This window comes from Microbacterium sp. SA156 (assembly GCF_049065455.1).
Classification (GTDB): Bacteria; Actinomycetota; Actinomycetes; order Actinomycetales; family Microbacteriaceae; genus Microbacterium; species Microbacterium barkeri.
On sequence record NZ_JBAKGU010000012.1, the window covers coordinates 38,077 to 57,210 of the forward strand.

The 19,134-nt window shown below is 72.1% G+C and carries 14 protein-coding genes; 9 read left to right on the forward strand and 5 right to left on the reverse strand.

What is annotated here, in order from left to right:
- Window positions 1-513 precede the first annotated feature (513 nt).
- From ACOWU6_RS12120 to leuS, 3 genes are all read right to left on the reverse strand, one after another.
- The gene (locus ACOWU6_RS12120) at window positions 514-3,021 is read right to left on the reverse strand and encodes a ComEC/Rec2 family competence protein (RefSeq protein WP_421075838.1); all 2,508 of its coding nucleotides are present in this window, start codon (window positions 3,019-3,021) and stop codon (window positions 514-516) included.
- Between the two features lie 5 nt (window positions 3,022-3,026).
- Window positions 3,027-3,641 (reverse strand): helix-hairpin-helix domain-containing protein, encoded by a 615-nt coding sequence (locus ACOWU6_RS12125; protein WP_421075839.1) that lies wholly within the window; start codon window positions 3,639-3,641, stop codon window positions 3,027-3,029.
- A gap of 135 nt (window positions 3,642-3,776) precedes the next feature.
- Window positions 3,777-6,329 (reverse strand): leucine--tRNA ligase, encoded by a 2,553-nt coding sequence (gene leuS / locus ACOWU6_RS12130; protein WP_421075840.1) that lies wholly within the window; start codon window positions 6,327-6,329, stop codon window positions 3,777-3,779.
- A gap of 110 nt (window positions 6,330-6,439) precedes the next feature.
- Here leuS and ACOWU6_RS12135 point away from each other — a divergent pair, with 110 nt between their 5' ends.
- Genes ACOWU6_RS12135 through ACOWU6_RS12155 form a run of 5 tightly spaced genes read left to right on the forward strand, consistent with a single transcriptional unit; the run spans window position 6,440 to window position 11,123 of the window.
- Entirely contained in the window at window positions 6,440-7,147 is a 708-nt protein-coding gene (locus tag ACOWU6_RS12135; RefSeq protein WP_271172183.1) for a DedA family protein, read from the forward strand.
- A 5-nt stretch (window positions 7,148-7,152) separates the two neighbouring features.
- Window positions 7,153-8,184 (forward strand): App1 family protein, encoded by a 1,032-nt coding sequence (locus ACOWU6_RS12140; protein WP_271171925.1) that lies wholly within the window; start codon window positions 7,153-7,155, stop codon window positions 8,182-8,184.
- 9 nt (window positions 8,185-8,193) lie between these two features.
- Window positions 8,194-8,904: an SOS response-associated peptidase gene (locus ACOWU6_RS12145; protein WP_271171926.1), complete on the forward strand. Its 711-nt coding sequence runs from the start codon at window positions 8,194-8,196 to the stop codon at window positions 8,902-8,904.
- Between the two features lie 37 nt (window positions 8,905-8,941).
- Window positions 8,942-10,222, forward strand: coding sequence for a M18 family aminopeptidase (locus tag ACOWU6_RS12150; RefSeq protein ID WP_421075841.1), 1,281 nt, complete (start codon window positions 8,942-8,944; stop codon window positions 10,220-10,222).
- Window position 10,223: 1 nt separating this feature from the next.
- Window positions 10,224-11,123, forward strand: coding sequence for a 3-methyladenine DNA glycosylase (locus tag ACOWU6_RS12155; RefSeq protein WP_421075842.1), 900 nt, complete (start codon window positions 10,224-10,226; stop codon window positions 11,121-11,123).
- On the opposite strand, the gene ACOWU6_RS12160 is transcribed toward ACOWU6_RS12155, so the two are convergent.
- Entirely contained in the window at window positions 11,114-12,469 is a 1,356-nt protein-coding gene (locus ACOWU6_RS12160) for a glycoside hydrolase family 3 N-terminal domain-containing protein (protein WP_421075843.1), read from the reverse strand. The two genes, ACOWU6_RS12155 and ACOWU6_RS12160, sit on opposite strands and share 10 nt — an antisense overlap.
- A gap of 173 nt (window positions 12,470-12,642) precedes the next feature.
- Here ACOWU6_RS12160 and ACOWU6_RS12165 point away from each other — a divergent pair, with 173 nt between their 5' ends.
- From ACOWU6_RS12165 to ACOWU6_RS12180, 4 genes are all read left to right on the forward strand, one after another.
- A complete protein-coding gene (locus ACOWU6_RS12165) occupies window positions 12,643-14,277 on the forward strand; it encodes an ABC transporter substrate-binding protein (RefSeq protein ID WP_421075844.1) in 1,635 nt (544 codons plus the stop codon).
- A gap of 66 nt (window positions 14,278-14,343) precedes the next feature.
- A complete protein-coding gene (locus tag ACOWU6_RS12170) occupies window positions 14,344-15,426 on the forward strand; it encodes an ABC transporter permease (protein WP_282977801.1) in 1,083 nt (360 codons plus the stop codon).
- 1 nt (window position 15,427) lies between these two features.
- Window positions 15,428-16,390 (forward strand): ABC transporter permease, encoded by a 963-nt coding sequence (locus ACOWU6_RS12175; RefSeq protein ID WP_421075845.1) that lies wholly within the window; start codon window positions 15,428-15,430, stop codon window positions 16,388-16,390.
- Complete coding sequence (locus ACOWU6_RS12180; protein WP_421075846.1) at window positions 16,387-18,036, forward strand: ABC transporter ATP-binding protein; 1,650 nt, start codon at window positions 16,387-16,389, stop codon at window positions 18,034-18,036. The genes ACOWU6_RS12175 and ACOWU6_RS12180 overlap by 4 nt, the downstream gene beginning before the upstream one ends.
- A gap of 39 nt (window positions 18,037-18,075) precedes the next feature.
- On the opposite strand, the gene moaA is transcribed toward ACOWU6_RS12180, so the two are convergent.
- Window positions 18,076-19,092 (reverse strand): GTP 3',8-cyclase MoaA, encoded by a 1,017-nt coding sequence (gene moaA / locus ACOWU6_RS12185; protein ID WP_421075847.1) that lies wholly within the window; start codon window positions 19,090-19,092, stop codon window positions 18,076-18,078.
- Window positions 19,093-19,134 lie beyond the last annotated feature (42 nt).

Consider the following 19,134-nt stretch of genomic DNA (forward strand, 5'->3'; position numbering starts at 1 on the left):
AGGCGCCGACCTTCTCCCAGCCGACGTCGTGGATGCGGGTCGAGGTCGAGCAGAGCGGGCTGCGCGGGCTTCTCGATGCCGCGTGCTCGAGCGACTACCCCGACCCGGTGTCGTGGTCGGTCACGGTGACGACGCCGTCCGCGGCCGAGGTCTCGGTGCATTCGGTGAAGGGCAGCGCGAATCAGTCGGTGAGCGCTGCGCCCTGCCCCAACTTCGGATTCGACGCCGTGCGCGTCGTCGACGTGCTCGACCGCGTCGCACCGGGCCTCGCGCTCCAGCCCTCGGTCTGGGAGGACGGCCAGTTCGCGCTCGTCTCGTTGGACGACGGGACGGCCTCGGGGCTCGCCGACCTGCTTCCCCTGCTCGGACACGTCGACGAGATCGCAGAGGCCGCCGGACGTGACCGCGCCGGGAGCGTCGAGGTCAACTCCCCCTTCCTGGCCGTGACGATCGCCGACGGGGAGAGCGACGAGTACGTCGCGCTCCTGAGAGAGCTCGTCGAGGACCATTCGGTCACGAGCTTCTGGGCGGATGACAGCGGCACGCAGGTCGACGGCGTCGAGCGAGTGCAGATCGCCGCTCCCACTGACGACCGGGGAGAGATCGAAAGGGCCCTCCGCGCCTCGGGCCTGGCCATCGCCGACCTGCCCGTGCGATTCCTCGCGCAGTGAGGCTGGTCGCAGAGAGCTCGCCTCGCTCCCCTGCGGGCTCCGGCTCGCGCGGCCGTTCCCGCCACACCCAGGGCGCGCCGTCCTCGCCCTGGCCGACGAGAACGAGTCCGTCCTCGTCGGTGCGAGCCACGGTGGCGCCGACGGCCCGCAGCTCCGCGAGGATGCTCGCGGCCGGATGGCCGTAGTCGTTGTCCGCGCCCACGCCGATGAGCGCGAGCGCGGGACGCGCGATCCGATAGAGCTCGGCGTCCTGATCCGCGCTGCCGTGGTGCGCGACCTTCACGACGTCGTACCTCCCCGACACGCCGCCGGTCGCCCGCAGCGCCGACTGCGACGACGCGCCGAGATCGCCGAGCAGAAGCGATCGCGGGATGCCGCCTCCCGCGATCTCGAGCACCACGCTCGCATCGTTCCCCTCGGGGAACGCGCGGCTCTCGGGCTGAGGCCAGAGCACCCGCCATGCGGCGCCGCCGAGCACGCCGCTCATCCCGTTCGATGCGTCGACGAGGCGCGCTTCATCCACGTGCGCGAGCCACTGCGCCCCATCCGCTCCGAGCGGGCCGTGAAGAGCCGTGTCCACGCGCCCGCTCACGGCCGCGATCCCGCCGACGTGATCGAGATCGAAGTGCGTGACGACGAGCAGGTCGATCCGCCCGACGCCCAGACGGTTCAGGCATGAGGCGAGACGCTCGGGTTCGGGCCCGGTGTCGACGAGCGCAACGGCCCCCTCCGAGCGCAGCAGCACGGCGTCGCCCTGGCCGATGTCGCACAGTGCGACACTCCAACTCGTCGGAGCTGTGAGCGGCCCGGCGACGCCCGTGAGCGCCGTCGAGCCGGACACGACGCCCACGACGACCGCGAGCGATGCGCCGGCAGCGCGCCGCAGTCGCGCGGGAACAGTCTCGGGACGCACGAGCACGATGACCACGCACACGCCGACCAGCGCGAGCGAGGCGAAGCCGGCAGCGCCGCCCCACCATGGCACGGAGGCCGTCGGCAGGCCCGAGAACAGCACCGCGGTCTGCGCGATCCAGGCGGAAGGCACCCAGGCGATCGCGGCGAGCCCGTCGGCGACCACCGGCACATCCTGCAGGACGCACGCGAGCATCCCGACCACCGTCGCAAGCGGGGCCGCTGGCGCCGCGATCATGTTCGCCACGACGCCGTACACGGGCACCGCGGGCGCGAGCAAGACGATGACGGGTGCGCATGCGATCTGCGCGGCGAGCGGCACCGCGATCCCCAGGGCGAGCGCGCGAGGCAGCCAGCGCTCGAGCCCACGTGCGAGCGGCCCCGCGAGCAGCAGCAGCGCACCCGTCGCGAGCGCCGAGAGCACGAACCCGAACGACGTCGCGAGCCACGGGTCGAGAAGCAGCAGGACGATCGCGGCGCCTCCCAGTGCCGCGGCGCCCGCGCCCGCGCGGCCCAGGAGAAGCCCGAGCATCGCGATCACGGCCATCGTCGCCGCCCGCACCACGCTAGGCTCGGGCGTCACGAGCAGCACGAAGCCCCCGAGCGCGGCGAGCGCCGCCCCGACGCGAGCCCACCGGGGCAATCGGAGCAGCGCCGCGAGTGCGAAGGCGAGCCCGGTCACGATCGCGCAGTTCGCCCCGCTGACCGCGGTCAGATGCGTGAGCGACGAGGCCTTCATCGCGGCGTCGAGGTCGGCCGACACCGCGCGGGTGTCGCCGACCGCGAGGCCGGGGAGCAGCCCGGCGCCCGGCTCGGGAAGCCCCGCCGCGACGTCGTGGACGAAACCGTCGCGCCGGTCGCTCATCACCCCGAGCACGTGCGGCGGGCCGCGCACGACGGAGCCGCGGTCGGCGAACAGGACGAGCACGGCTCGGTCGCCCGGGTCGGCGGCCCGAGCGCCTCCCCGCAGCGCGACGGTCGACCCCAGGTCGAGCGCAGCACCCGCGAGCGCGTCGCGCTCGACCGAGACCGTCACGGTGGCGGCCGCCGCGCGCTGCTCCCTGCCCACGCGGATGGCGGTGGTCTCGACCTCGAACCACAGCGCGTCCCGCAGGGGCCGGACCTTGCTCGACACGACACCGTCGATCTCCACGACGCGGCCCGCTCGCGCGACGAGAGCGACCAGCTCGCCGCGCGCGGGGGCCGCGAGCCCGACGTGCGTCGAGACGGCGGCTCCCAGGGCGAGAGCGATCGCGAGCACGGGCGCCGCCGCGCGACGCGCCCTTCGTCCGCGAGCCGCGCACAGCCATCCGCATGCCGTGGCAGACACGCACCAGAGCGCGACCGCGATCGCGGTCGCGGCGTCGGGCCACAGCACGCTCGCGAACGCCGCACCCCACACGACCCCGGCGATCACGAGGAGTCGCACGTCGCGCACGCCGGTCACAGCGTCACCAGCGGTCGCAGCGTCTCGAGCATCTTGTCGCCGATCCCCGGCACCGCGAGCAGGTCCTCGATCGCCGTGAACGGGCCGTTCTCGTCGCGCCACAAGATGATGCGCTCGGCGAGCGCCGGGCCGATGCGCGGCAGCGTCTCGAGCGCGGCCTGGTCCGCGCTGTTGAGCGAGACGAGCGCGCCTGTGCCGCCTGGGGCGGCCGTGCCTCCGGCCGGCGGCACGGGAGGGGCCTCGCCCACGACGGGCACCGCGAGCTGCTCGCCGTCGGCGAGCGGACGCGCGAGGTTCACCGCCCCCGAGTCCGCATCGTCGGCGAAGCCGCCCGCGGCGGAGATCGCATCGACGACGCGCGCGCCCGCCTCGAGCACGTACAGGCCGGGTTCGGCGACCGCGCCGTGCACATGCACGTACAGCTGCCCGGGCTCGACCGCGACGGCGCTCGCGCTCGGAGCGGGGGTGACGACGACCTCCTCGACGGGCGAGGCCGCGCCGCGCCACACGCCGAGCGCGACCGTCACCCCGAGAGCGCCCAGCACGAGCAGGACGACCGCGCCGGCGCCGAGACGGGCGCGCGGCGAGCGGAAGCCCGTCTCTGCCGTCACTCCGCCACGCTACGGCGGCCGATTCGGCGTACTCGGGGCGTGCAGCGCCTCCTGCCGCGACGCGCCGCACGCACGACCCTGTGCACACGGCGAGGCCGGCACCCCGCGTGGGATGCCGGCCTCGTCGAACGCGTCCTACTTCGTCGAGAAGCTCACGACCTTCGGCGGACGGACGATCGCGCGCGTGATGGCGCGGTCGCCGAGCGCCCGCGTGATGCGCTCGTCCGAGCGTGCGAGGTGCTCGAGCGACGGCCCGTCGATCTTGGCCGGCACCTCGAGCGTCGCGCGCACCTTGCCGTCGATCTGCACGACCGCGGTGACCTTGTCCTCGACGAGGAGCGTCGGGTCGGCGTTCCGCCACGTGACGAGTCCCACCGAGGGCTCGTAGCCGAGGATCTCCCACATCTCCTCCGCCGTGTGCGGAGCGAAGAGGTCGAGGACCATCGCCGTGACCTCGGCGGCCTCGCGGACGGCCGGGTCGGCCGCACCGGCACCCGAGTCGATCGTCTTGCGGATGGCGTTGACGAGCTCCATGAGGCGCGCGACGACGACGTTGAACTTCGTCTGCTCGACGAGCGTCGGCGCCTCCGCGAGCAGGCGGTGCGTGACCCGGCGCAGCGCCACGTCGCCCTCGGCCCAGACCACGTCGGTCGGGCTCGACACCTCGTGCGCGATGCGCAGCGCGCGCTGCAGGAACTTGTGCGCGCCGGTCGTCGAGACGTCCTTCCAGTCCTTGTCGTCCTCGACCGGGCCCGCGAACGCGAGCGCGACGCGCAGGACGTCGGCGCCGTGCGCGGCGAGCTCGTCGCTGAAGAGCACGAGGTTGCCCTTCGACTTCGACATCTTCGCGCCGTCGAGGATGACCATGCCCTGGTTGATGAGCGACGAGAACGGCTCGGTGAAGTCGACCCTGCCCATGTCGAACAGCACCTTCGTGATGAAGCGCGCGTACAGCAGGTGCAGGATGGCGTGCTCGACGCCGCCGATGTAGGCGTCCACAGGCGCCCAGCGGTCGGCGTCCTGCGGGGCGAACGGCGCGTCCTTCAGCCCCGGCGACAGGAACCGCAGGAAGTACCACGAGCTGTCGACGAACGTGTCCATTGTGTCGGGGTCGCGGAGCGCGGGCGCGCCCGTCTCGGGCTCGGTCGTCGTCACCCACTCGGTCGCGGCGCCGAGCGGCGACTTGCCCTTCGGCTTGAGGTCGAGGCCCTCGGCGCTCGGCAGGCGCACCGGCAGCTGGTCCTCGGGCACCGGCACGACGCGGCCGTCCTCCGTGTGCAGCATCGGGATGGGCGTGCCCCAGTACCGCTGACGCGAGATCAGCCAGTCGCGCAGGCGGTACTGCTTGGCCGCGCGCCCCGTTCCCGCGGCTTCGAGCTGCTCGATGACGCGCGTGATCGCGTTGCGCTTCGACAGGCCGTCGAGCGCGCCCGAGTTGATGAGACGGCCCTCGCCCGTGAGCGCGACGCCCGTCTCCTTGGGGTCGTCGAGCGGCATGGGGTCGATCGGCACGCCGTCCTCGTCGACCTCGATCACAGGGATCGCGCCGGTCACGGGCGCCGTGGTGTCGACGACCACGCGCACGGGCAGGTCGAAGGCGATCGCGAAGTCGAGGTCGCGCTGGTCGTGCGCGGGCACGGCCATGACGGCACCGTGGCCGTAGTCGGCCAGCACGTAGTCGGCGGCCCAGATCGGCAGGCGCTCCCCATTGACGGGGTTGATCGCGTAGCGGTCGAGGAAGACGCCGGTCTTCGGCCGGTCGGTGTTCTGACGCTCGATCTCGGTCTGCTTGCGCACCTGGTCGAGGTAGTCCTGGAAGGCCATCCGCACCTCGGGCGACGAGCCGGCCGCGAGCTCGGCGGCGAGGTCGCTGTCGGGCGCGACGACCATGAAGGTGGCGCCGTGCAGCGTGTCGGGGCGCGTCGAGAAGACCGTGACCTTCTCGTCACGGCCCTCGATCTCGAAGTCGATGTCGGCGCCGACCGAGCGGCCGATCCAGTTGCGCTGCATCTGCAGCACCTTGTGCGGCCAGAATCCCTCGAGCTGGTTCAGATCGTCCAGCAGGCGATCGGCGTACTCCGTGATCTTGAAGTACCACTGCGTGAGCTTCTTCTTCACGACCTCGGCGCCGCAGCGCTCGCAGTGGCCGTCGACGACCTGCTCGTTCGCGAGCACCGTCTGGTCGTTGGGGCACCAGTTGACCGGGCTCTCCTTGCGGTAGGCCAGGCCGCGCTCGTGCAGCTGCAGGAACAGCCACTGGTTCCAGCGGTAGTAGTCCTCGTCGCTCGTGTGGAGCACGCGGCTCCAGTCGAACGAGACGCCGTACGCCTTCAGGCTCTCGCGCTGCTGCGCGATGTTGTCGTACGTCCAGCGGCTCGGGTCGGCCCCGCGCTGGATGGCCGCGTTCTCGGCGGGCAGGCCGAACGAGTCCCAGCCGATCGGCTGCAGCACGTTGTAGCCGCGGTGACGCCAGAAGCGCGCGACGATGTCGCTGTAGAGGTAGTTCTCGGCGTGCCCCATGTGCAGGTCGCCCGAGGGGTACGGGAACATCGCGAGCACGTACTTGCGCGGACGGGTGTCGGCGTCCCCGCCGGCGAGGAACGTCCCGTGGTCGTTCCAGTAGCGCTGCCACTTCGCCTGGACGGCGTGGATGTCGTTCTCGGGATGCTCTGCGGGGTTCTGCGACACGGTGCGATGAAGCCAATCGGAATCGAAACGCGCCGCGCGGGGAGCCGCGCGGCGGGAGATCGGGAGACTCCAGGCTAGCGCGCGCCGTCGTCTCGTATGCTCGGCACGTGATCAACGAGATCCTCCTGTGGATCCTGGACGTCGTGGGGTCGGTCGACCCCGTCCTGAGAACCGCGCTCGCGGGGCTCGCGATCATGCTCGAGACGAGCGTCCTCGTCGGGCTCGTCGTCCCTGGCGACACCGTCGTCATCGTCGCCGCGACCGCGGTCGCCTCGCCCGTCGAGGGGGTCGTCCTCGGCGCCGCCGTCGTGCTCGGCGCGCTCGTCGGCGAGAGCATCGGCTTCGCTCTCGGGCGCTGGCTCGGGCCGCGCATCCGGCACTCCTGGCTCGGCCGGCGCATCGGCGAGCGCAACTGGCAGCGGTCGGAGCGCTATCTGCGCCGGCGCGGCGGGATCGCGATCTTCCTCTCGCGATTCCTGCCCGTCCTGCACTCCCTCGTCCCCCTCACGGTCGGGATGAGCGGCTACGGCTACCGGCGCTTCATCGCGTGGACGCTGCCCGCCTGCGTCCTGTGGTCGTCGCTCTACGTCTCGATCGCGGCGGGCGCCGCGACCGGCTTCCGCGAGATCGCCGACCAGGCGCACTACGCGGGCTACCTCTTCGTCGGCGCGATCGCGGTGTTCCTCCTGCTCGTGCTCCTCGGGAAGCGGATCATCGCGCGCCTCGAGCACCGCCACCTCCACGCGGGCGACGACGACCCATCCGGGGACCACGCCGGGCCCGGCGCCGACGGAGCACCCGGGCGCATGGAAGACTGAGGGCGATGCCCTCCACGACGCCCGCCCCAGGCAAGATCCACTGGGTCGCCCGCCTCGAGCGCCGCTTCCATGCGTGGCGCGAGCGCGTCGCGCGCCGGAAGGGCCGCACGCCGACCGCTGTCCCCTTCTCCGGCTACGGCGGGGAGGGATGGATCCGGGTCGTCGGCCGCGTGCTCATCGTCCCCGCGCCCAAGCACACGCCCGAGGGCGAGGCGGCGAGCGTGCGCGGCTGGCGCTCGTTCGCGGGCATCCCCATCGCGTTCGCGCAGGTGACGGTGACCGTGGGCGGCGAGACGCACGAGGTGGTCGCCGACCGCGGCGGCGTCGTCGACGCGGTCATCCCCGCCGACCTCCCGTCGGGATGGCAGACCTTCCACATGTCGGTCGAGGGCGGCACGCCCACCCCGGGCAGGGTCTTCGTCGTCGACCCCGCTGTCCGCTTCGGGATCGTGTCCGACATCGACGACACCGTCATGGTCACGGCGCTGCCGCGCCCCCTGCTCGCGGCGTGGAACTCGTTCGTCCTGCACACGCACGCGCGCCAGCCCGTGCCCGGCATGGCGGTGCTGCTCGAGCGCATCGTGCGCGAGAACCCGGGCTCCCCCATGCTCTACCTCTCGACGGGCGCGTGGAACGTCGCCCCGACCCTGACGGGCTTCCTGTCGCGTCATCTCTTCCCGCCCGGCGCCATGCTCCTCACCGACTGGGGGCCGACGCACGACCGGTGGTTCCGCAGCGGCACCGACCACAAGCGCACGAACCTGCGCCGGCTCGCCGACGAGTTCCCCGACATCGCGTGGCTGCTCATCGGCGACGACGGGCAGCACGACGACGAGATCTACACCGAGTTCACGCGCGAGCATCCCTCATCGGTCTCGGCCGTGGCCATCCGCCGGCTCTCGCCCGCTCAGGCGGTGCTCGCGGGCGGCCGCACGGTCGTCGACGACCACAGCGCGGCCGGCGTGCCGTGGGTGACGGCCGACGACGGTGCGGGGCTCGCCGAGCGGCTCGAAGCCGTCGGCATCCTGAAGGCGTAGCCTGCCAGCGTGTGCGGACGCTTCGTGGTGGCCCGGGTGGGCTCGGAACTGGTCGGCCAGCTGCGCGTGGACCTCGTGTCCGACGACCTGCCGGCGCCCTCCTTCAACGTGGCGCCCACGGCGCGCGCCGCGATCGTCCTCGACTCCGCGAAGACCGACCCGCCGACGCGGAGACTCGAGCCGGCGCGCTGGGGCCTCGTGCCCTCCTGGGCCAAGGACCCGTCGATCGGCTCGCGCGCCTTCAACGCGCGCGCCGAGGAGCTCGAGGAGAAGCGGATGTTCGCTCCCGCGCTCCAGAAGCGGCGCGCGGTCGTCCCGGTGAGCGGCTACTACGAGTGGCAGGTCACGGAGGACGGCAAGATCCCGCTCTTCATCCACCCGTCGGAGGATGAGGCCCTGCTGCTCGCCGGCCTCTACGAGTGGTGGAAGGATCCGTCGAAGGCGGACGACGACCCCGCCCGCTGGATGCTGAGCTTCACGATCCTCACGCGCGACGCGATCGGCCAGCTCGGCTCCGTCCACCAGCGGATGCCCGTCTTCCTCGACGCCGACCACGCCGACGCGTGGCTCGACACCGACGTGGACTACCCCCTCGACATCCTCGACGCGGCGCTCGACGACGCGCCGCGCGTCGCAGAAGGACTCTCCTTCCACCGCGTGAGCGCGGCTGTGGGCAACGTGCGCAACGACTCGCCCGAGCTCATCGAGCCGGTCGACTGACGACCGCCGCCGTCGAACCGGTCGATACCCTGGAGGGATGACCGTCCCCGCCGCCGCACGCGCCCACATCGAGGATCTCGCCGCCTTCGTCACGGCTTCGCCGTCGTCGTATCACGCGGCCGAGGAGATCGCCCGCCGCCTCGTCGCGAGCGGGTTCGCTCGACTCGCGGAGACGGATGCGTGGGACATCGCGCCCGGCGGGCGGTATGTCGTCGTGCGCGACGGCTCCGCGATCGCGTTCGCGGTGCCCGAGGCCGCCGGCGCCACGACGCCGTTCGCGATCGTGGGCGCCCACACGGACTCCCCCGGCTTCAAGCTCAAGCCGAAGCCCACGACCTTCGGACCGGGCGGATGGTGGCAGCTCGGCGTCGAGGTCTACGGCGGGCCGCTCCTCAACTCCTGGCTCGACCGCGAGCTCGAGCTCGCGGGGCGGGTCGTGACGTCGGATGGCGACGAGCACCTCGTGCGCACCGGCGCGCTCCTGCGCATCCCCCAGCTGGCCGTGCACCTCGACCGCTCGGTGAACGAGGGTCTCGCCCTCGACAAGCAGCGCCACACCCAGCCCGTGTGGGGCTTCGGTGACCGCGAGAGCGCCGACATCCTCGCAGCGCTCGCGTCGCTCGCCGGCACGGCGCCCGACCGCATCGACGGGTACGATCTCGTCGTCGCCGACACCCAGGAGCCGCGCGTGTTCGGTGCCGACGGCCGACTGTTCGCGTCGGGCCGTCTCGACAACCTGCTCTCGGCGCACGCCGCCGTCACGGCCATCCGCGACGCCCGCCCCGTCTCCGCGATCGCGATGCTCGCCGCGTTCGACCACGAGGAGATCGGCAGCGCCTCCCGCTCGGGAGCGGCCGGCCCGTTCCACGAGGAGGTGCTCGTGCGCATCTCGACCGCGCTCGGGGCCGGCCCCGAGGAGAGGGCGCGCGCCTACGCGGCGTCGCTGCACGTGTCGAGCGACGTGGGTCACGCCGTGCACCCCAACTACGCCGAGCGCCACGACCCCGCGAACCAGCCCGTGGTCGGCGGCGGCCCCATCCTGAAGATCAACGCGAACCAGCGCTACGCGACCGACGCGCACGGCGCCGCGGCCTGGGCGGCCTCGTGCCGCACCGCGGGCATCCCGACGCAGGAGTTCGTCTCGAACAACGCCATCCCCTGCGGCTCGACCATCGGGCCCATCTCGGCGACCCGACTGGGCATCCGCACGGTCGACGTCGGCGTGCCCATCCTCTCGATGCACTCGGCCCGCGAGCTCACCGCGGTCGTCGATCCCTGGTACCTCTCCCGCGGCATGGCCGCCGTCCTCGCGCGCTGACATGCCCGCCGTCGCGACCGCCGCTCCCGCGCGCCTCTCGCGCGCGCAGTGGCGCGCGCGAGAGGAGGCGCATCGGGAGCGCGCCGATGCCCTCACCGCCGGGCACCGCGAGCGCGCGATCCGCGGAGAGAAGCACCCCGTGTGGGACTTCCTCTTCACGTACTACTCGTACAAGCCCGCCGTGCTGAGGCGCTGGCACCCCGGTGCGGGTGTCGAGCTAGACGGCGCGGCCACGGACGAGCGCGCGCAGTGGCGCTGGTACGCCGCGGGGGCGCATCCGGGCGGGCTCGTCGTCGACCGCGCGGGGTTCGAGGCAGCCAAGCCGCAGCTCGTCGGGCTCATCGACGCGATCCTGCGCCGCACCGCGGCGCGCCCCGGGCAGTTCGGCTGCTTCGGCCTCCACGAGTGGGCGATGGTCTACCGGCAGGGTGCGCACCGACATCCGCAGCCCCTCCGGCTCGGCCAGGACGGCACCGACGCCGTCGTCGACGCGCACGAGCTGCGCTGCACGCACTTCGACGCGTTCCGGTTCTTCACTCCCGAGGCCGTCCCGCGCAACCGAGAGGCCCTCACGCGCGACGGGCAGCCCGAGCGCGAGCAGCCCGGCTGCCTGCACGCGGGGATGGACGTCTACAAGTGGGCGATCAAGCTCGGCCCGCTCGTGCCCGGCGAGCTCCTGCTCGACGCCTTCGAGCTCGCCAGAGACATCCGGCGTCTCGACATGGAGGCGTCGCCGTACGACCTCGCGGACTGGGGCTTCGAGCCGGTGCCGATCGAGACGCCCGAGGGCAAGGCGGAGTACGTGCGGCGCCAGCGCGCGTTCGCGGAGCGCGGGAACGCGCTGCGCCACCGGATCCTGGAGGCGTGGCAGGGCGCGCCTCCATCATCCGATCAGCTCTGAGGCGCCGCGCACTCCCCCTCGCACGGCAGGAACGACCGCCCGGAGCCAGCGACCTGCAGGCGCAGCGCGACGACGCGCGTGGCCGCCTCGGCGAGCCGCTCCTCGGGGAGCGTTCCCGCTGCCACCGCCGCGGCGATGCCCGCGGCCATGTCCGGAGCGGTCTGCGCGTTCGAGCTCGCGACGCTGAGGACGAGGTCGGCCCCGGCGGAGATCGCGGTGACCGCGTTCTGCACGGGGTCCTGGTATGCAGGCACGCGGCTCTGCACGAGCATCCCGAGATCGTCGGTCACCGCGACGCCCTCGAAGCCGAGCTCCTCCCGGAGGATGCGGTACCACTCCGGCGAGAGCGACGCGGGCGCGGCGTCGACCGCCGTGTAGGCGAGATGCCCGGTCATCACGAGCGGGACCTGCGCAGAGATGCCCGCGGAGAACGGACGCGCGTCGCGCGAGCGCCACTGCGACAGCGTCGTGTCGGTCGTGGGGATGGTGAAGTGCGAGTCCTCGCTGACGGCCCCGTGACCCGGGAAGTGCTTGAGCGCCGAGAGCGCATACGGGGCCTCGCCCGTCACCGCGGCGGCCACACGCGAGGTCGCGTCGCTCGGTGTCTCGCCGAGCACGCGGCGCCAGATGAACGACCCCGTGTCGGCGGTCGTGTCGGCGACGATGCCGAAGTTCACGCCGATGCCGGCACGCGCCACGAGGGCGCCTCGCGTCGCGAACGCGTCCTCGGTCGCTCCCGGCGACTCGTCGCGCAGCGCACGCGCGGAGTCGGCGCGGTCCCAGTAGAGCCGCGACACGGAGCCGCCCTCCTGGTCGACGGCGATGAGGGGCGGCAGCGCCGGGTCGACGACCATGGCGTCGGTGAGCGAGCGCACCTGCTCCTCCCAGCCGACGTTCGCGCCCATGAGCAGGAACCCGCCGAGATTGCTGTCGGCGAGATAGGCGCGCACGGTGTCGGCGTCGCGCGAGGGGATGTGCCCCATCACCACCGTGCCGGCGCGCTGCTCGGGGGTCATGTCCGCGACGATCTGCGCCGCTCGCTGGGTGTACGCGTCGGCATCGGCCGCCTCGACGCGGACGGTCTGCTCCGCGGGCGGCTCCGGCGCCTCGGTGGGCGCCTCGCTCGGGCTCTCCGAGGGCGCGGGGGTCGCGCCCTCCTCGGCGGGCGCGTCGGTCTCCGACGGCGCTGCGGTGTCGGTCGGCGACGCCGTCGGCGTCGGCGTCGGCGCGGCCGAGGGCGCCGCGGTCGCGGGCGCCGCGCCGAGCAGGATCGCGGTGAGGGCGATGGCGGCCGCCGCTCTCGTGAGCCCCTGAATCCCGCCGCGCCCGCCGTGTGCCATCCCCATAGCGCAATGCTAAGCCGGGCCGCGGTTTGTGACGGTCTTGTAAACACCCGCGGCGGCTCACTTCCCAGGTCCCGGCGCTGTGAAAACCCTGTGCGAGGATTCTCGGGTCAGCGCCGACGAACCCGTTCGGCGCTCCTTTCGATGTGCGAAGCATCAGGAAAGAGGAAAGTTCCATGACGACTGTCCACAACGGCGTCCGACGTCGGGCCTGGATCACGGCGGTCCCCGCCGTCGCGGCGATCGCCCTCGCGGGCTGCGCGGGCGGCCAGGGCGGCGGCGGCGAGGAGCCCGCAGCGGGCGAGAACCAGATCCTCGTCGGCACGACCGACAAGGTCACGACGCTCGACCCGGCAGGCTCCTACGACAACGGGTCGCTCGCGGTGCAGACGCAGGTGTTCCCGTACCTCGTGAACACCGCACCCGGCAGCACGGAGGTCGTGCCCGACCTCGCCGAGAGCGCCGAGTTCACGTCGCCGACGCAGTACACGGTGACCCTGCCCGAGGGCCTCGAGTTCGCCAACGGCAACCCGCTCACCTCGAGCGACGTGAAGTTCTCGTTCGAGCGCCAGATCGCGATCGCCGACCCGAACGGCGCCTCGTCGCTGCTCTACAACCTGGACTCGATCGACACCCCCGACGAGACGACCGTGGTCTTCAACCTGAAGACCGAGAACGACCAGGTGTTCCCGTACATCCTCACGAGCTTCCCCGGCGCGATCGTCGACGAGGACGTCTTCGCCGCCGACGCGCTCACGCCCGACGAGGACATCGTCGAGGCCGAGGCGTTCGCGGGACCGTACTCGATCACGTCCTACACGTTCAACGAGATCATCGAGTTCACGCCGAACGAGGCCTACCAGGGCCTCATCGACGCGCCCGCGAACGACGGCGTCATCCTGAACTACTACGCCGAGTCGTCGAACCTCAAGCTCGCGGTGCAGCAGGGCGATGTGGACGTGGCGTACCGCAGCCTGTCCCCCGCCGACGTCGCCGATCTCTCGGGCGACGACGCGCTCACGGTCCACGAGGGCCCGGGCGGCGAGATCCGCTACATCGTGTTCAACTTCCACACGCAGCCCTACGGCTCGGAGACGGAGGACGCCGACGAGGCCAAGGCGCTCGCCGTGCGGCAGGCGGTCGCGTCGCTCATCGACCGCGACGAGCTGAGCGAGCAGGTCTACAACGGCACGTACACGCCCCTCTACTCGTACGTTCCCGAGGGATTCATCGGCGCGACCGAGGTCCTGAAGGACCTCTACGGCGACGGCGACGGCGGCCCCGACGCGGCGAGCGCCGAGCAGATCCTCTCCGACGCGGGGGTGGAGACGCCCGTCGCGCTGAGCCTGCAGTACAGCCCCGATCACTACGGGCCGAACTCGGGCGACGAGTACGCCCTCATCGAGAAGCAGCTCGAGGCGGACGGCCTCTTCGACGTCTCGCTGAACTCGACCGAGTGGACGCAGTACTCGGAGGACCGCGTCGCCGACGTGTACCCCGCGTACCAGCTCGGATGGTTCCCCGACTACTCGGACGCCGACAACTACCTCACGCCGTTCTTCCTCACGGAGAACTTCCTCGTGAACCACTACGAGAACCCCGAGGTCAACGACCTCATCCTCCAGCAGGCCGTCACGCCCGACGAGGGCGAGCGCACGGCGCTCATCGAGCAGATCCAAGCGATGGTCGCCGAGGATCTCTCGACCGTGCCGTACCTCCAGGGCGCGCAGACCCTCGTCAGCGCGTCCGACATCGAGGGCGTGCTCCTCGACGCCTCGTTCAAGCTGCGCTTCGCACCCCTGACGCGCTGACCGCCGAGGAGAGGGCGGGCCGGACGACCTCCGGCCCGCCCTCTCCGGCATGATGGAGAACCTCCTGTGACCGACACCCTCACCCCGCCGGAGGCGACCACAGCGTCGCTCGTCCGGCGTGCGAGCGGAGGACACGGCCTCTGGCGCTACGTGCTCGTCCGCTTCCTGCTCATCTTCCCGACCGTCCTCATCCTCGTGACGACCGTGTTCGTGCTCATGCGCGCGACCGGCGATCCCATCACGGCCGCGCTCGGCGGTCAGCTCACGCCCGCGCAGCTCCAGGAGCGCATCGAGGCGGCCGGCTACGACCGGCCCATCCTCGTGCAGTACCTCGAGTACCTCGGCCGCATCGCGGTGGGCGACTTCGGCACGACGCTCGACAACCAGCCCGTCGGCGACGTGCTGCTCCGCTACGGCGGCGCGACGCTCGAGCTCGCGGTCTATGCGCTCATCGTGGCGTTCGCGGTCGGCATCCCGCTCGGCATGATCGCGGCGGCCGTCCGCGACCGCTGGGGCGACGCCGTGCTGCGCGTGTTCGCGATCCTCTGCTACGCGACGCCCGTGTTCTTCGCGGGGATCCTGCTCAAGCTCGTCTTCTCGGTCTGGCTCGGCGTCCTGCCGACCTCGGGTCGCGCGTCCCCGCGCGTGGAGATCGGGCTCAACCGCCTCGACGGCGCGACCGGGATCTACACGATCGACGCCATCCGCAGCGGCAACCCCGCCTACATCTCCGACGTGCTCTCGCACGCGGTGCTGCCGGGCCTGGCGCTCGGGCTCCTCACCGCGGGCGTGTTCCTCCGCCTCGTGCGGACGAACGTCATCGGCACGCTGTCGATGCCGTACATCGACGCGGCGCGCTCCCGCGGCGTCCGCGAGCGGCGCCTCGTCGCGACGCACGCGTATCGTCCTGCGCTCATCCCGATCGTGACGGTCATCGGCCTCCAGATCGCGATGCTCCTCGGCGGCGCCGTGCTCACCGAGACGACGTTCGAGTGGACGGGCCTGGGCTTCCAGCTCGCCGAGTTCCTCCGGGCACGCGACTTCGTCGCGGTGCAGGGCATCGTCGCCCTGCTGGCCGTCATCGTCGCGCTGTCCAACTTCATCGTCGACATCATCGCGGCGTTCATCGACCCGAGGGTGAGGTACTGACATGACGAAGGAATCCCTCTTCGCGCGTCTCCCCGTCGTCCGCTCGTACCGGCAGTCGGTGGGTCTCCAGCGGGGCATGCTCACCGCGGGCCTCGCGATCTGCGCGGTGTTCCTCCTCACGGCGATCCTCGCGCCGGTGCTCGCCCCGTACGGCTTCTCGCAGCTGTCGGATGCCGACGGCACCTTCGGCGCGCGACAGGCGCCGAGCGCGGAGCACGTCCTCGGAACGACCGCCGGCGGCTTCGATGTGCTCTCGCGCGTCATCTGGGGCACGCAGACCGCGCTGTTCGCGATCGTCGTCTCGGTCGCGATGTCGATCTTCATCGGCATCCTGCTCGGCGTGGTCTCCGGCTATCTCGGCGGCTGGCTCGACCGCGTGCTCGTCGTGATCTGCGACGCGATCTACGCGTTCCCCACGCTCCTGCTCGCGATCGTCGCGGCGATCGTCATCTCGGGCGGTCAGTCGAGCCTCGTCGGCGGCGTCTTCGCCGCCGCCATCTCGATCACGGTCGTGTTCATCCCGCAGTACTTCCGCGTCGTCCGCGCGGAGACCGTGCGCATCAAGTCGGAGGCGTTCGTCGAGTCGGCGAAGGTCATCGGCGCGTCGCCATGGCGGATCATGATGCGCCACGTGCTGCGCAACGCGACCCGCACCCTGCCGCTCATCTTCACGCTCAACGCATCGGAGGCCATCCTCACGCTCGCGGGGCTGGGCTTCCTCGGGTTCGGCATCGAGCCGACCGCGGCGGCCGAGTGGGGCTACGACCTCAACCGCTCGATCGAGGACGTCACGAGCGGCGTGTGGTGGACGTCGATCTTCCCCGGCGTCGCCATCGTGCTCGTGGTGCTCGGCATCACGCTCGTCGGCGAGAGCCTCAACGACCTCGCCGACCCGCGACTGCGCACGCGCCGTGCGGTCGCGAAAAGGGCCGCCGTGGCGGCCGAAGGAGGAGTGAGCGCATGACGCAGGAGCAGTCCGCGGTCCGCATCCAGGGTCTCGACGTCACGTTCGCGACCGATGGCGGCGACGTCCACGCGGTGCACGGCATCGACCTCGACGTCCGCTCCGGCGAGGTGCTCGCCGTCGTCGGCGAGTCGGGCAGCGGCAAGACCGTCACGGCGCGCGCGATCCTCGGGCTCCTGCCCGAGACCGCGCGCGTCGACGGCGCCGTCGTGCTGTCGGGGCAGGATGTCGTGGCGCTGTCGCCCGATCGCCTGCGCGCGGTGCGCGGCACCGAGGCGGCGATGATCTTCCAGGAGCCGATGACCGCGCTCAATCCCGTCTTCACGGTGGGATGGCAGATCGCCGAGGGCATCAGGGCCCACGAGCGCATCGGGAAGAAGGAGGCGCGCGAGCGAGCCGTCGAGATCCTGCGCAAGGTCGGCATCCCCGACCCCGAGCGCCGCGTCGACGACTACCCTCACCAGTTCTCGGGCGGGCAGAAGCAGCGCATCGTGATCGCGCAGGCCCTCGTCCTGGGCCCGAAGGTGATCATCGCCGACGAGCCGACGACGGCTCTCGACGTGACCGTGCAGGCCGAGATCCTCGACCTCCTGCGCCGGGCCCGCGACGAGTTCGGCACCGCGATCGTCCTCATCACCCACAACATGGGGGTCGTGGCCGATCTCGCCGACCGGGTCGCCGTCATGTATCGCGGCGACATCGTCGAGACCGCGCGCGCGGTCGACCTGTTCGCCCGACCTCAGCACGCGTACACGCAGCGCCTGCTCGCGGCCGTGCCGCGGCTCGCCATCGCCGATCGCCCCTACACGGGCGACGCCGACGCCGAGCCCGTCGTCCGCGCCGAGGGACTCGAGATCGAGTACCCCGGACGCTTCGGGGCGCGCGGCTTCCGTGCGGTCGACGGCGTGAGCTTCGACATCCGCCCGGGTGAGGTCCTCGGGCTCGTCGGGGAGTCGGGCTCGGGCAAGACGACGATCGGCCGGGCGATGGCCGCGCTCGCTCCCGTCACGGGCGGCTCGCTGCGCGTGCTCGGGGCGGAGCTCAACGGCATCCGCGAACGGGACTTCCGGGCGCGTCGGCGGGAGATCGGCTTCGTCTTCCAGGACCCGGCGTCGAGCTTCAACCCGCTGCTCACGATCGGCGCCTGCGTCGCCGAGCCGCTGCGCGTGCACGGCGTCGGGCAGAGCGAGGCCGACGACCGCGTCGCCGAGCTGCTCGAGGCGGTGCACCTGCCACCCGAGGTCGCACGGCGGTTCCCGCACGAGCTCTCCGGCGGCCAGCGGCAGCGCGCGAGCCTCGCGCGGGCGCTCGTGCTCGAGCCCAAGCTCGTGATCGCCGACGAGCCGACGAGCGCGCTCGACGTCTCGGTCCAGGCGCGCGTGCTCGAGCTCTTCACGGAGCTGCAGGAGCGATTCGGCTTCGCTGCCCTGTTCATCACGCACGACCTCGCCGTGGTCGACCTGCTCGCGCATCGCGTCGTCGTGCTCCACAGGGGCCGCATCGCCGAGCAGGGCCGCACCGCCGACGTGCTGGGCGCGCCGCAGGATGCGTACACCCGCCGGCTCATCGCGTCACTGCCCGTGCCCGACCCCGTGCTGCAGGCGCAGCGGCGCGCGGAGTGGGAGCGCGTCACGGCAGCGGGCTGACCGCTCCCGGTCGCCGGGCTCCGGCTCGGCGACCGGGACTCAGCCGCCGATCGCGTTCATCCCGCGTGCGGGCTGCAGGAACGACGGATCGTCGATCGCGTGGCCGGGCAGCTTGCGGATGATGCAGCCGCGCAGCATCGCGTCGAGGTGCTGCTCCTCGACGCCCGGCGCGTGCCCTGCGCGCAGGATCGGCAGCAGGTCGAACTCGGTCGTCGAGAAGAGGCAGTTGCGCAGCTGGCCGTCGGCCGTGAGCCGCAGCCGGTCGCAGGTGCCGCAGAACGGCGCCGTGACCGAGGCGATGACGCCGACCGAGTGCGGCCCGCCGTCGAGCAGCCAGGTCTCCGCCGGCGCGCCCCCGCGCCCGGGCACGGGCGTGAGCTCCCATCGCACGGACAGTGCGTCGAGGATCTCCTCGCGCGTGACCATCCGCTCGCGCGACCACGTGTGGCCCGCGTCGAGCGGCATCTGCTCGATGAACCGCATCTGCGCGCCGTGGCCGACCGCGAACGCGACGAGGTCGACGAGCTCGTCGACGTTGACATCGCGCATCGCGACGGCGTTGAGCTTGAGCGGACGCAACGGCGACGCCGCGGCCGCAGCGATGCCCTCGAGCACGTCGCCGAGCCGATCCCGGCGCGTGAGCTCCCGGTACCGCTCGCGGTCGAGCGTGTCGATCGAGATGTTCAGGCGGCTCAGCCCCGCCGCGACGAGACCGGGCAGGAACTCCGGGAGGCGGATGCCGTTCGTCGTCATCGCGATCTGCACGGGGCCATCCGGGCCTTCGAGCCGTGCGAGCCGCCGCACGACCTCGACGATGTCGGAGCGCAGCAGCGGCTCCCCGCCCGTGAGGCGGAACGTGGTGATGCCCGCGGCCGCCGCCACCGCCGCCACGCGCTCGATCTCGTCGAGGGAGAGGATGCTCGTGCGCGCGAGCCACTCGTTCCCCTGCTCGGGCATGCAGTACGTGCAGCGCAGCGAGCAGCGGTCGGTCAGGGAGATGCGCAGGTCCCGGTGGACACGGCCGTGCGTGTCGACGAGAGGCGGTGAGCTGCGCATCCGTCCAGCGTAGGCCCGCTGCGGCGCGCGGGGGCGCGCCGC

Excerpts from the sequence above, each read along its gene's own strand:
- ACOWU6_RS12155 (WP_421075842.1), top strand. The coding sequence starts at position 10,224 with ATGCCCGCCGTCGCGACCGCCGCTCCCGCGCGCCTCTCGCGCGCGCAG.
- ACOWU6_RS12175 (WP_421075845.1), top strand. The coding sequence starts at position 15,428 with ATGACGAAGGAATCCCTCTTCGCGCGTCTCCCCGTCGTCCGCTCGTAC.
- ACOWU6_RS12180 (WP_421075846.1), top strand. The coding sequence starts at position 16,387 with ATGACGCAGGAGCAGTCCGCGGTCCGCATCCAGGGTCTCGACGTCACG.
- moaA (WP_421075847.1), bottom strand. The coding sequence starts at position 19,092 with ATGCGCAGCTCACCGCCTCTCGTCGACACGCACGGCCGTGTCCACCGG.
- ACOWU6_RS12160 (WP_421075843.1), bottom strand. The coding sequence starts at position 12,469 with ATGGGGATGGCACACGGCGGGCGCGGCGGGATTCAGGGGCTCACGAGA.
- ACOWU6_RS12165 (WP_421075844.1), top strand. The coding sequence starts at position 12,643 with ATGACGACTGTCCACAACGGCGTCCGACGTCGGGCCTGGATCACGGCG.
- ACOWU6_RS12140 (WP_271171925.1), top strand. The coding sequence starts at position 7,153 with ATGCCCTCCACGACGCCCGCCCCAGGCAAGATCCACTGGGTCGCCCGC.
- ACOWU6_RS12150 (WP_421075841.1), top strand. The coding sequence starts at position 8,942 with ATGACCGTCCCCGCCGCCGCACGCGCCCACATCGAGGATCTCGCCGCC.